Genomic DNA, 12667 nt, shown 5'->3' on the forward strand with positions numbered 1-12667 from the left:
CACTTACGCGGCGCTCCGTTTGCAACAATTGATTTCAAAGCACCGGGCGTGCGACGCCCGGTCAACCGGGTGACATTTCCATGTTGAAGCATCTGAAAATCCGCACGAAAATCATATCGGTCGTGGTGCTCTTGGGGCTGATCACGATGGCCGGGCTGATCTATGTCATTGCCGAGTTCCGCCGTGCGGATGCCGCCTACAGCGCCTTCATCGATCATGAAGCGCTGGCCTCGATGCAGAGCGCGCGCGCCAGCGCCTCGGTGGTGGCCTCGGTGCTGCAGGTAACCCTGCTGGCCGAGATGAAGCCCGATACGCCGGCATTCGCCACAGCGCTCGCCACACCGAGCAAGCTGCCGCAGGCCCGTGACCGGATGAAAGATGCGCTGGCGCTGGTTCCCAGCCGCAAAGCGGCGATCGATGACATCCAGGCCGGCATCGATGAGATCGAAACGCTGGCGAACAAGATCATCGAACAGAGCAAAGCCAAGGACAGCGCCGGGGCGCTGGCGAATGTTGCCCTGATCAATGCCAAGCTCAATGCGCTGACCCCGAAGATGATCGCCAACAATGATGCGATGATGGCGATGCTCAAGGACGGCGGCGACGCGCTTTCGGCCTCGGTCAACGGGCGGATCGTCTTCTGTCTCGTTCTGATCGGCATTGCCGTGCTGCTCGCCGTCGGCTTCAGCGTCGTCGTCGCCCAGATGGGCATTGCCGGCCCGATGACGCAGTTGCGCCTGCGCATGACTCGGCTTGCCGAAGGCGATACCACAAGCGAGGTCAGCGGGCTCGACCGCGGCGACGAAGTCGGCCAGATGGCAAAGGCCGTGTCGATCTTCCGCGACAATGCGATCGAGCGCGGGCGGATCGAGGCGCGGGCCGAAGCTGACCGTAACCTCAGTGACGGCGAGCGGCGTGAACGCGACGCGCAGAAAACCCGTGAAGCATCCGAACTCGAAGGCGCAGTTACCGCGCTCGGCGACGGCCTGCGCCGTCTTGCCGCCGGCGATCTCGCCTCGCATATCGACCAGCCCTTCGTCGCGCATCTCGATGCGCTGCGCGAGGATTTCAACAACTCGGTCGAGAAGCTCAACGAAACTCTGCATACGGTCGGCGCCAACGCCCGGGCGATCGGCGCCGGCGCCAACGAGATCCGGTCTTCCGCAGACGAGCTTTCCAGGCGGACGGAACAACAGTCGGCCTCCGTCGAAGAGACGGCGGCGGCGCTGGAGGAGATCACCACGACGGTGCGCGACGCCGCCAAGCGTGCCGAGGAGGCGAGCCAGCTCGTCGCCCGCACCCGCCTCGGGGCCGAAAAATCCGGCGACATCGTCCGCAAGGCGGTCTCCGCCATGCAGCAGATCGAAAAATCCTCGGGCGAAATCTCCAACATCATCGGCGTCATCGACGACATCGCCTTCCAGACTAACCTTCTGGCCTTGAACGCCGGCGTCGAAGCTGCGCGTGCCGGCGACGCCGGCAAGGGTTTTGCCGTCGTCGCCCAGGAGGTGCGCGAACTCGCCCAACGTTCCGCCAAGGCGGCAAAGGAAATCAAGGGCTTGATCACCAACTCCGGCACGCATGTGCAGACCGGCGTTTCGCTGGTCGGCGAAACCGGCAAGGCGCTCGATTCGATCGTCCAGGAGGTGCAGGAAATCAACCAACACGTCCACGCCATCGCCGAAGCCTCGCGCGAACAGTCGATCGGGCTGCAGGAGATCAACACCGCCGTCAACACCATGGATCAGGGCACGCAGCAGAATGCGGCGATGGTCGAGCAGTCGACGGCCGCCAGCCACAGCCTCGCCACGGAAGCGACAGCGCTGAACAACCTGCTCGGCCAGTTCAGGCTGACGGGCACCGGCGGCTTTGCCGCCAGTGCGCCGATTGCCGCCGCAGCCCCACGCGCTACCCCGCGCCCGGCCGTCAGAACAGCCCCGATCCGCGTCGCTCGCGAAGGCACAGCCCGCCCGGCCGCCTCGCCAGCCCGCGCCCTCGGCCAAAAAATCGCCAACGCCTTTAACGCCGGCAACAGCGCACCGAAAAGCCAGGATGGCGACTGGACGGAGTTCTGAGCCACGGCTGTCCAGTTCACGCCCGAAGCCTGCCCGTCACCCTCACTCAACCGGGGTCGAGCCGCTGGTCTCGACCCGTCCTTCGGACCCCCGTAAACGGGGCGAGGGGACGTGCCAGGCGCGAGCCTAGCGAGGAACGGAGAGGTTGCAGCTCTTCCCCTTCGCCCCGCTAGCGGGGAGAAGGTCTTTTGGGATCTCGCTAACCCGGCCGCGAGCCGACCTCGACGAGGATATTCCCCGGCGCCGTGCAATAAAACAGCCAGCCGCCGCGCATGGCGGCCGGCGGGCCGGAGAGCGCCGCGCCGGCGGCAAAAAGCCCGGCATGCACCCTATCGACATCCGCCCTTTCGGGCAGGATGAAGCCGATATGATAGGTCTGGCGCTGCAGTTCAACCTGGTCGGCGGTGCCGAATTTGGCAATGGCGTGACTGAGGACGATTTCGAGACCGGCATCGTCCGCAAGGATCGCCAAGCCGTTCTGGCCGCGCATATCCTTAAGCGTCAGGCCGAAATGGCGGATGAAAAAATCCGCCGTCGCAGTGATATCGGGTACGTGAAAATCGAGATGGTTCAGGCGCATGACAGTCTCCGTTCAAAAAATCCCGGGACTGCCTTTTGCCGTCTCCGCACGCCGCCGGGATCCCGCATCTGGTGCGGATCACGTCGCGGGTTCTCGTGCCATGGGCCACGGAGCAGAGCTTCGTCAGAGCGCTCTTGACGCTCCAGCGGAAGGGATCGGGCTTACCTCAACCGATCCTGCCTTTTTCGACACTGCCGATCTAGCAGACGGCGCCGGTTTCGGCAATGGAAGCGCTGACACGATCACGCCATTCCAAGCGGTGCTTCTCGAAGGATTGAAACCGGCCATGCCGTTTGCGTGATGCGCCGGCGCCAATAGAGAGTAAGATCGCGTCGTCGCCGGCATCGGAAGGGATCGACATGAAACCCGCACTCATCGGCCTCATCGGCACCCTCATTCTCACCGGTTGCAGCACCGCTAGCTATAGCGGCCCCGGCATGGAGCCGATCCCGGGCAGCATCACCTATAACGGCCAGCCGCGCACCAAGCTCACCAAATCACCCATCGGCTCGGCCTTTCCGCATGATTTCATCGACCAGTACGGCCAGCAGGTGGAGGAAACCTACATCATCCAGCCCGACCGGAGCCTGATCATCGCGCACCGCCGATATAAGCCTATCCGGTTCTTTGGGGATTAGGTGTTGGTCGGCTTCGCGTGCGGGAAGCTGGAGCGGGTGAAGGGAATCGAACCCTCGTATTCAGCTTGGGAAGCTGCTGCTCTACCATTGAGCTACACCCGCGATAGCTGAGATTTCCAACAGATGGGGGCCGCTGTCAAGTCGCGGCAGCCGGGAAGTCTCAGATGCGGAAGTGCTTCGAGAGTTTGAGGCCTTGGGCCTGGTAGTTGGAGCCGAGGCCGGAGCCGTAGAGGCTGGTCGGCTTTTCCTGCATGTGTTCGTAGACCAGGCGGCCAACGATCTGGCCGTCTTCGAGGATGAAGGGCACTTCGTGGCTGCGCACTTCGAGCACGGCGCGGCTGCCGCGGCCGCCGGCCGGCGCATGGCCGAAGCCCGGATCGAAGAAGCCGGCATAATGGACGCGGAATTCGCCGACCAAGGGGTCGAACGGGGTCATTTCGGCGGCATAATCCGGCGGCACATGCACGGCCTCGCGCGAGACGAGGATATAGAACTCGTCGGGATCGAGGATCAGTTCGTTGCGGCCGCGGCTATAGAGCGGTTCCCAGAAATCGTAGATGTCGTGCTGGGCTTTCTTGTCGACATCGACGACGGCGGTGTGGTGTTTGCCGCGATAGCCGATCAGGCCGTCTTCGTCTCCGGCGAGGTCGATCGACAGAGCGATGCCGCTGCCGGACACATTCGGCTGCTTGCTGGCGACCAGCGTCTCGCTTTCATGCAGCTTCAACAGCTCCGGCTCGCTGAGCAAAGCATGGCCGACGCGGAAGCGGATCTGCGACAGGCGCGAGCCGCGGCGTACGACGATCGGGAAGGTGCGCGGGCTGATTTCCAGATAGAGCGGTCCGGAATAACCGGCCGGGATCTTGTCGAACTCCTGGGCATAGTCGGTGATGACGCGGGTGAAGATATCGAGCCGGCCGGTCGAGCTCTTCGGATTGGCCGAGGCCGACATGTCGGCCGGCAGCGCTAAGCTCTCCATCAGCGGCACGATGTAGACGCAGCCGGTTTCGAGCACCGCGCCTTCGGAAAGGTCGACCACATGCAGGCTCAGCCGGTCGAGCTTGTCGGCCACCAGATGCGAGGGGCCGGGCATGAAGCTGGCGCGCACGCGAATAGCCTTGGCGCCCAGGCGCAAATCGAGGCTTGCCGGCTGGATCTGGTCGCGGTCCAGCTCCCGTTCGGAGATCAGACGACCCGTTTCAAACAGCGCTGATATCGCGCCGTCCGCCAGAATTCCCGTTTCACGAGCCATCATGCCTCATCCATCATTTGCCGCCGACAAAACCAAACTCGGGGAATTGACGCAAGCAGCTAACAGCAGTATTGCAGAATTATCCCGTGGTGATTTGGCCGGTCGGCTTGCAGCCACGTTAAACAAGTGGCTAAAAAGACCGGGTTGAAAACCGGTCTGCTTTTGCGACCGGTTTTTTTGTTATGTGAAGGTGATGGCATGAGCAAGACCTGGCGCCCGGCAACCCAACTCGTCCACGGCGGAACCTTGCGTTCGCAATATGGCGAGACGTCCGAAGCAATCTATCTCACGCAGGGTTTCGTCTATGACACGTCGGAGGCGGCCGAAGCCCGCTTCAAGGGCGAGACGGAAGGCTACATCTACGCCCGCTACGGCAGCCCGACCAACGACATGTTCGAAAAGCGGATGTGCATGCTCGAAGGCGCGGAAGACGCCCGCGCCACCGCCTCCGGCATGGCGGCCGTCACCGCGGCGGTGCTCTGCCAGGTCAAATCAGGCGACCATATCGTCGCGGCGCGCGCGCTGTTCGGTTCCTGCCGCTGGGTTGTCGAGACATTGGCGCCGAAATACGGCATCGAGTGCACGCTGGTCGACGGCCGGGATCTTGCAAATTGGGAAAAGGCAATCCGGCCGAACACCAAGGTGTTCTTCCTGGAAAGCCCGACCAACCCGACGCTCGAAGTGGTCGATATCTCAGGTGTTGCCAAGCTCGCCAACCAGATCGGCGCCAAGGTTATCGTCGACAACGTCTTCGCCACGCCGCTTTTCCAGAAGCCGTTGGAGCTCGGCGCCCATATCGTCGTCTATTCCGCCACCAAACATATTGACGGCCAGGGCCGCTGCCTCGGCGGCGTGGTGCTGGCCGACAAGGACTGGATCGACGAGAATCTGCACGACTACTTCCGCCACACCGGCCCGGCCATGTCGCCGTTCAACGCCTGGACGCTGCTGAAGGGCATCGAGACGCTGCCGCTGCGCGTGAAGCAGCAGACTGAGAATGCGGCGAAGATCGCCGATTTTCTGGCCGAGCAAAGCAAGGTCGCCAAGGTGATCTATCCCGGCCGCAAGGACCATCCGCAGGCCGATATCATCGCCAAGCAGATGACCGGCGGCTCGACCCTCGTCGCCTTCGAGCTGAAGGGCGGCAAGGAAGCCGCCTTCGCGCTGCAGAACGCGCTCGATATCATCAAGATTTCCAACAATCTCGGCGACAGCAAGAGCCTGATCACCCATCCGGCAACCACCACCCACAAGAACCTGTCGGAGGAGGCGCGCGCCGAACTCGGCATTTCCCCGGGTACGGTCCGCCTTTCGGCCGGCATCGAGGATACCGACGACCTGATCGAGGATTTCGCCAAGGCGCTTGCCAAGGTCTCGGCCTGATCCAGGGATATTGGCGGCCGGACCTCGCTTGGGGTTCGGCTCGCCAGACCTCACCGGCGTTCGGCTCGCCGGACCTCAGCAGGTTGAGGCCGGGGGAACAAGCTCGGTCGCGCCGGCGTTCGGAAGTGGAATTGACACCGACAATTAGGCTTAACGATCGAAACACTTCGATCACGACCGTTTTAGTGACGATCAACGTTCCGTTTCTTGACGGGCAGGGCCTCTTATAAGATACGGGTAACATATCTTGACTAAGGTGCAAGGCATGTATCGCGCCCTCACAAAAGATATCGAAGTCGTCGTCGAACCATTCTATCTGGAGGAGCAATCCGATCCGGACGACGATCGCTATGTCTGGGGCTATCGGATTGTCATCAGCAACAATTCCGGCATCGCCGTTCGCCTGGTCAATCGCTATTGGAATATCACCGACCAGAATGGACAGGTGGACGAGGTCACCGGTCCGGGCGTCGTCGGCGAACAGCCGCGGCTCAGCCCCGGCGACACCTACGAATATTCCTCCGGCTGCCCACTCGACACCCCCTCCGGGCTGATGTTCGGCCATTACCAGATGGAAACGGACGAAGGCGACACCTTCGATGTCGACATTCCCGCCTTCTCGCTGGATTCACCGGGGTTGTTGCGCGTGCTCAACTGAAGGCCGGCCCGAAATCATTTTGCCCGCTTGATAGATTGCCGACACCGGCCCCTCATCCGCCTGCCGGCACCGACCGGGGTCGAGACCGGTGGCTCGACCCCGGCAAGGGTTAGGGTGAGGGGCAGATATCAGGGGCCAACCGAGCCTATTCGGCCGGCTGAAGTTCGACCGGCTCGAAGCGATAGGTGGTCGAGCAGAATTCGCAGGTGACAGCGATCTCGCCATCTTCCTGGCTGGCCTCGATCTCCTCGGCAGAGAAGCCCTTCAGCACGCCCTTGATCTTGTCACGCGAACAGCTGCAGCGATCGAAGACGGCGCGCGGTTCGTAGACGCGCACGCCGCGCTCGTGGAACAGGCGGAACAGCAGCCGCTCGGTGCCAACCAGCGGATCGGTGAGTTCATCCGCATCGATGGTCTCGACCAGCGAACGCGCTTCGGCCCAGGAATCGTCCTCGCTATGCGGGCGGCTGCCGGTGTCGCCGTCGCCGCCGTGGAGATCCGGTTGACGCATGCGCTCCGGCGCTTCCGGCAGGAACTGGGCGACAAGGCCACCTGCCCGCCAGCGATGGCGTGGCTGGCCTTCATCGTCGCGATCGAAGAGTTCGGCCGCGGCCAGACGCACGCGCGTCGGGATCTGCTCCGACTGGCGGAAGTAGACGCCGGCAATGTCCTCGAGCGTGGTGCCGTCGAGCGCGACAATACCTTGGTAGGGCTGGCCGAACTTGCCCTGGTCGATGGTGAAGGCAAGCACGCCGTGGCCGAGCAATTGCTCCGGCTCGGTTTCGCCAGCTTCAATGGCCTTGTCGAGCAGCGCCTGGTCGAAACGGGCATAGGCACGGACATTTTCCGGCGTCGAAAAATCGGCAACGAGAAGATCGACCGGGCCGTCGCCCTTGGTCTGCACGGTGAACTTGCCGTCAAACTTCAGCGAGGTGCCGAGCAGCACCGTCAGCACGACGACTTCGGCGAGCAGCCGGGCGACAGGGGCCGGATAATGATGGCGCTCGAGGATCGCGTCGAGCATCGGGCCGAGCTGGACGGCGCGGCCGCGCACATCCAGCCCGTCCACCTGAAAGGGGACGACATGGTCATCGCCGGCGAAATCGAACTGGCCGAGGGCGGCTGCAGCTTCTGCCATGGATTCACTCCTAGTTTTCAAGCGAAAGGACAGGGTGCTCTTCGCTCGCGCGGCCACGCGTTTTTCGCACGCGGCGTCCGATTATGGTTCAGATCGCGCCCAGGCACCAAGCAAGAATCGACTTCTGCGCATGAAGACGGTTTTCCGCTTCATCGAAGACCACGGATTGCGGACCATCGATCACGTCGTCCGTCACTTCCTCACCGCGATGAGCGGGCAGGCAATGCATGAACAATGCATCATTGCCGGCCTTGGCCATCAAGGCCGCGTTGACCTGGTAAGGCTGAAAGACATTGTGACCCCGGGCCCGATGTTCCTGATTCATGGAGACCCAGGTATCGGTCACCACGCAATCGACGCCTTCGACCGCACGGTCGGCATCATGGCAGAGCATGATTTCGGCGCCCTCATTGCGGGCCCAGTTCAGATAGTGATCCTTAGGCTCCGAGCCAAGGGGCACCGCCATGTTCATGCGATAGCCGAAGCGGGCGGCGCCTTCGACCAGCGAATGCAGCACATTGTTGCCGTCGCCGGTCCAGGCGATGGTCTTTCCCTTGATCGGGCCGCGATGCTCTTCGAAGGTCATGATATCGGCCATGATCTGGCAGGGATGGGTGTCATCCGTCAGCGCGTTGATCACAGGCACGGTCGCATGTTCGGCAAGCTCCACCAGGCGCGAATGCTCGGTAGTGCGGATCATGATCGCATCGACATAACGCGACAGAACCTTGGCGGTGTCGCCGATCGTCTCGGCGCGGCCGAGCTGCATCTCGGTGCCGGACAGGAACAGCGTTTCGCCGCCGAGCTGGCGCATGCCGACATCGAAGGAGACGCGGGTGCGCGTCGACGGCTTCTCGAAGATCATCGCCAGCATCTTGCCGGCGAGCGGCTTGTCGCCCGTGCCGGCCTTGAAGGCCTGCTTGCGGGCGAGCGCATCGTTCATGATGGTTCTGAGATCGGCTGAGGTGACCGCGGAAAGATCGAGGAAATGTTTGGGAGCCATGTTCTTACCTGTGCTGCGCCCGAAGGCGGCAATCTCTTCAAGCCGTTTTCTTGACCTTCGCGGCGCGAATGCTCTCGGCGGCGCGCTCGATGCGGTCAAGGCCCTCTCGGGCTTCCTCGGCGGTGACGACGAGGGGCGGAAGAAGGCGGATGACGTTATCGCCGGCGGGTATGCCGAGCAGATGGGCGGCGCGGATCGCCTGCAGCAATTCGGCCGAGGGAATAGCAGCCTTGATGCCGAGCAACAGCCCCTCGCCTCTGATATCCTCGATCACATCGGGATAGCGATCCTTCAGCGAGGCGAGGCCCTGGCGGAAGACGAGTGCTACGTCGCGCACCTGCTGGAGGAAGCCATCGGCGAGGATGATGTCGAGCACGGCGCTGCCGACGGCCATGGCGAGCGGATTGCCGCCATAGGTCGAGCCATGCGTGCCGGCCTTCATGCCGGAGGCGGCCTCTGAAGTAGCAAGGCAGGCGCCGAGCGGGAACCCACCGCCGATGCCCTTGGCAACCGCCATGATGTCGGGCGTGACGCCCGACCATTCATGGGCAAAGAACCTGCCGGTGCGGCCAACGCCGGTCTGGACCTCGTCGAGGATCAACAGCAGGCCGTTTTCGTCGCAAATCTGGCGAAGCGCCTTCATGAATTCGGGGGTGGCAGGACGCACGCCGCCCTCGCCCTGCACCGGCTCGATGAGGATTGCCGCCGTCGCATCGGTGATCGCGGCGCGGACCGCTTCGATGTCGCCGAACGCCACCTGATCGAAACCCGGCGCCTTGGGGCCGAAGCCTTCGAGATATTTCTCCTGGCCACCGGCGGCGATTGTCGCGAGCGTCCGCCCATGGAAGGCGCCCTCGAAGGTGATGATATGGAAGCGCTCGGGATGGCCGTTGGAAAACTGATAACGGCGCGCCGTCTTGATCGCGCATTCGAGCGCTTCAGCACCCGAATTGGTGAAGAACACCTTGTCGGCGAAGGTGGCGTCGGTCAGCCGTTTGGCCAAACGCTCCTGGCCGGGGATCTCATAGATGTTGGAGAGGTGCCAGACCTTGTCGGCCTGCTCCTTCAGCGCGCCGACCACATGCGGATTGCCGTGGCCGACCGAGGTGACGGCAACACCGGCGCCGAAATCGAGATAACGTTCGCCGCTTTCGGTGATCAGCCACACGCCCTCGCCTCGCTCGAACCGCAGCGGGGCACGAGAGTAGGTGTCATAAAGCGGCGCGGCTTCAGCCATGGCGCGGTCTCCCGATCAGAGTTATCAAGCAACGGACTCCGGCTAAGAAAACCAGGCCCGAAAAATTAAAAATGCCGCCTTGCGGCGGCCAGCGGTACTATTTCCTTTTCGCGCTGCAATGTCAACAAAACTGCGCCCTTAGCGCATGCAGCAAGGTTGTACAGCGGTGTTTTCGACCTTCAACAGGCTTTATTGCAGAAATGACACGCTGGGGCAGCAAGTTGGGGAAAACTCCGAATTCGATTCATCCGGATTCATGCGACTCTTGTCACGGAGTCACGCTCACACTAGGTTAAAGTTCAATTACTAGACTGCATGCGGCGGAACTAGTCACCAAAATTGATCAAGCGTTTCTTGTTTCGGAGCTTCCGAGGCAACGGTGAGGGATTCTGCCATCACCAACGCAGAAGGTGGAGACAGGGCATGAACTGGACAGACGAGCGGGTCGAGAAACTCAAGAAGCTTTGGGCCGAAGGACTGAGCGCCAGCCAGATCGCGGCGCAACTTGGCGGTGTCAGCAGAAACGCTGTAATCGGCAAGGTGCACCGCCTGAGCCTTCCGGGCCGCGCCAAGGCCGGCGGCACGGCCGCCACGGCCCGAACGCCGAAACGCAATACATCGGCGCCGCGCGCGCCGAACTTCGCCTCTCGGATCACCACCCGCACCGTTACCCGCCAGCAGGGCGCAACGATGCTGAAGGAAGAGATCGAGATCGAAACGGTCGAGGAAATGGAATACGTGCCGAAAGGCAGCGTGGTCGTGCCGATCTCCCGCCGCCTCGGCCTGACGGAACTGACCGAACGCACTTGCAAGTGGCCGGTCGGCGATCCGCTGAAGGATGACTTCCACTTCTGCGGCTGCGAGTCCCCCGACAATTCACCCTATTGCGGCTATCACCAGAAACTCGCCTACCAGCCCGTCAACGAACGCCGCCGGGCGGCAGCGCGGGCGAGCTGAACGGGTGACATTGTCGACATGCAAAAACGGGCTGGAAGGCCCGTTTTTTTATGTGAGTACGTTGGGTGTGGCTGCCCCTCATCCGCCTGCCGGCACCGGGGTCGAGACGAGTGGCTCGACCCCGGTCGGGTTAGGGTGAGGGGCAGAGCTTGCTCGACTTTATCGGAAACCCCTCAGGCTTCCATCGAATAGCCGGCGCCGCGGACGGTGCGGATGACGTCTTGCATGTTGGAGAAGTTCAGCGCCTTGCGCAGGCGGCCGACATGGACGTCGACGGTGCGTTCGTCGACATAGATATCGTGGCCCCAGACGCCGTCGAGAAGCTGCGAGCGGGAGAAGACCCGGCTCGGCGACGACATCAGGAATTCCAGCAGGCGGAATTCGGTGGGGCCGAGGCGGACTTCGCGGCTTTTGCGATGGACGCGATGGGTTTCGCGGTCGAGTTCGATATCGCCGCATTTCAGCACCGTCGACAGCACCTCGGGACGGGCGCGGCGTAGCATCGCCTTGACGCGGGCAACGAGCTCCGGGGTCGAGAACGGCTTGACGACGTAATCGTCGGCCCCGGTCGACAGTCCGCGGACGCGCTCGCTCTCTTCGCCGCGCGCCGTCAGCATGATGATCGGCAGACGTTCGGTTTCCGGCCGCATGCGCAGGCGCCGGCAGAGTTCGATGCCGGAGACGCCGGGCAGCATCCAATCGAGGATGAGCAGGTCGGGCGTGCGCTCCTGAAGCCTGATTTCGGCTTCGTCGCCACGAAGGATAGTATCGACCTCGAAGCCTTCCGCTTCGAGATTGTAGCGAAGAAGCACGCTCAAGGCTTCCTCGTCTTCAACAACTGCAACTCTCGGGATCATGCCTGTCGGTCTCCTCGCGCATGTTCCTTAAACCGGGGTGATTTAAGCAATGCATCCTGCGCAAATTCAGAAAGGTGGCTGCGACCTCTTTGCGCGCCCGGATGGGCGCGCACGCAACGGCTAGTATGGGCTTTATTCCGTGACCGCGCCGACGGTGTTGGCGCTGTCGTCTTTCGGACGGTCACCTTCCGGCTGTGCGCCGGTCGCCATGTAGTAGATCGTCTCGGCGATGTTGGTGGCGTGGTCGCCGATGCGCTCGATGTTCTTGGCGCAGAAGAGCAGATGCGTGCAGCTGGTGATGTTGCGCGGATCTTCCATCATGTAGGTCAGCAGCTCGCGGAACAGCGAGGTGTACATCGCGTCGATCTCGTTGTCGCGTTCACGGATCGCATTGGCCTTGTCGGCGGAGCGCGTCGTGTAGACGTCGAGCACTTCCTTGAGCTGGACGAGCGCCAGCTCGGACAGATGCTCGAGACCGCGGGCGAGCTTGCGCGGAACGCCGGTGCTCTGCACGGCGATGACGCGCTTGGCGGTGTTCTTGCCGAGGTCGCCGACGCGTTCGAGATCGGCGGCGATGCGGATCGAACCCATGATTTCGCGCAGGTCCGAGGCCATCGGTTGACGGCGGGCGATGGTAACGATCGCCTTGTCGCCGATTTCTCGCTCGGCGTGATCGAGGATCACATCGTCGGAGATGACCTTCTGCGCCAGCGCGGTATCGCCGTTGACGAGCGCCCGGACGGCCTCGCTGACCATCTGCTCGGCCAGGCCGCCCATTTCGGAAATCCGCCTGGACAGGAACTTCAGATCATCATCATAGGCAGAAAAAATATGTGTCGATGCCATGGGGCTTTATCCTCGAATAACGGGAAGGCTTGGTGTCGCCAAA

13 protein-coding genes, 1 tRNA gene and 1 riboswitch are annotated in these 12667 nt (G+C 62.5%); of the genes, 6 read left to right on the plus strand and 8 right to left on the minus strand.

The features are described 5' to 3' along the window. Window positions 1-80: 80 nt before the first annotated feature. The gene (locus HJB84_RS13470) at window positions 81-2075 is read left to right on the plus strand and encodes a methyl-accepting chemotaxis protein (RefSeq protein WP_221116134.1); all 1995 of its coding nucleotides are present in this window, start codon (window positions 81-83) and stop codon (window positions 2073-2075) included. 199 nt (window positions 2076-2274) lie between these two features. Here the strand turns inward: HJB84_RS13470 and HJB84_RS13475 are convergent, their stop codons facing one another. After that, entirely contained in the window at window positions 2275-2655 is a 381-nt protein-coding gene (locus HJB84_RS13475; protein WP_221116135.1) for a VOC family protein, read from the minus strand. On the opposite strand from HJB84_RS13475, the gene HJB84_RS13480 reads away from it, so the two are divergent. After that, window positions 2654-2956 carry a hypothetical protein gene (locus HJB84_RS13480; protein ID WP_221116136.1) on the plus strand — a complete coding sequence of 101 codons (303 nt, stop codon included), beginning with the start codon at window positions 2654-2656 and terminating at the stop codon, window positions 2954-2956. The two genes, HJB84_RS13475 and HJB84_RS13480, sit on opposite strands and share 2 nt — an antisense overlap. 58 nt (window positions 2957-3014) lie before the next feature. Further along, window positions 3015-3293 carry a hypothetical protein gene (locus tag HJB84_RS13485; RefSeq protein ID WP_221116137.1) on the plus strand — a complete coding sequence of 93 codons (279 nt, stop codon included), beginning with the start codon at window positions 3015-3017 and terminating at the stop codon, window positions 3291-3293. A 28-nt stretch (window positions 3294-3321) separates the two neighbouring features. On the opposite strand, the gene HJB84_RS13490 is transcribed toward HJB84_RS13485, so the two are convergent. Further along, window positions 3322-3395: transfer RNA gene (locus tag HJB84_RS13490), tRNA-Gly, on the minus strand. A gap of 58 nt (window positions 3396-3453) precedes the next feature. Further along, window positions 3454-4548, minus strand: a complete 1095-nt coding sequence (locus HJB84_RS13495) for a 2'-deoxycytidine 5'-triphosphate deaminase (RefSeq protein WP_207582785.1) — start codon at window positions 4546-4548, stop codon at window positions 3454-3456. Between the two features lie 73 nt (window positions 4549-4621). Then, window positions 4622-4700: riboswitch (SAM riboswitch) on the plus strand. A gap of 43 nt (window positions 4701-4743) precedes the next feature. On the opposite strand from HJB84_RS13495, the gene HJB84_RS13500 reads away from it, so the two are divergent. Both HJB84_RS13500 and apaG read left to right on the plus strand, forming a co-directional pair. Further along, complete coding sequence (locus tag HJB84_RS13500) at window positions 4744-5928, plus strand: O-succinylhomoserine sulfhydrylase (RefSeq protein ID WP_221116138.1); 1185 nt, start codon at window positions 4744-4746, stop codon at window positions 5926-5928. A gap of 265 nt (window positions 5929-6193) precedes the next feature. Beyond that, window positions 6194-6586 carry a Co2+/Mg2+ efflux protein ApaG gene (apaG, locus tag HJB84_RS13505; protein WP_007633565.1) on the plus strand — a complete coding sequence of 131 codons (393 nt, stop codon included), beginning with the start codon at window positions 6194-6196 and terminating at the stop codon, window positions 6584-6586. 145 nt (window positions 6587-6731) lie between these two features. Here the strand turns inward: apaG and HJB84_RS13510 are convergent, their stop codons facing one another. From HJB84_RS13510 to HJB84_RS13520, 3 genes are all read right to left on the minus strand, one after another. Continuing rightward, on the minus strand, window positions 6732-7724 hold the full coding sequence (locus HJB84_RS13510; RefSeq protein ID WP_207582783.1) for an Hsp33 family molecular chaperone: 993 nt from the start codon (window positions 7722-7724) through the stop codon (window positions 6732-6734). An 88-nt stretch (window positions 7725-7812) separates the two neighbouring features. Next, complete coding sequence (gene argF / locus HJB84_RS13515) at window positions 7813-8727, minus strand: ornithine carbamoyltransferase (RefSeq protein ID WP_007633567.1); 915 nt, start codon at window positions 8725-8727, stop codon at window positions 7813-7815. 37 nt (window positions 8728-8764) lie between these two features. Next, complete coding sequence (locus tag HJB84_RS13520) at window positions 8765-9964, minus strand: aspartate aminotransferase family protein (RefSeq protein ID WP_207582781.1); 1200 nt, start codon at window positions 9962-9964, stop codon at window positions 8765-8767. A gap of 423 nt (window positions 9965-10387) precedes the next feature. Between HJB84_RS13520 and HJB84_RS13525 the strand changes: the two genes are divergently transcribed. Continuing rightward, entirely contained in the window at window positions 10388-10921 is a 534-nt protein-coding gene (locus HJB84_RS13525) for a GcrA family cell cycle regulator (RefSeq protein ID WP_221116139.1), read from the plus strand. 173 nt (window positions 10922-11094) lie between these two features. On the opposite strand, the gene phoB is transcribed toward HJB84_RS13525, so the two are convergent. Both phoB and phoU read right to left on the minus strand, forming a co-directional pair. Further along, the gene (gene phoB, locus HJB84_RS13530; protein WP_007633570.1) at window positions 11095-11778 is read right to left on the minus strand and encodes a phosphate regulon transcriptional regulator PhoB; all 684 of its coding nucleotides are present in this window, start codon (window positions 11776-11778) and stop codon (window positions 11095-11097) included. Between the two features lie 132 nt (window positions 11779-11910). Continuing rightward, complete coding sequence (phoU, locus tag HJB84_RS13535; protein WP_164006409.1) at window positions 11911-12624, minus strand: phosphate signaling complex protein PhoU; 714 nt, start codon at window positions 12622-12624, stop codon at window positions 11911-11913. Window positions 12625-12667 lie beyond the last annotated feature (43 nt).

Origin of the sequence: Rhizobium sp. NZLR1b, assembly GCF_019685155.1 — a bacterium.
GTDB lineage: Bacteria > Pseudomonadota > Alphaproteobacteria > Rhizobiales > Rhizobiaceae > Rhizobium.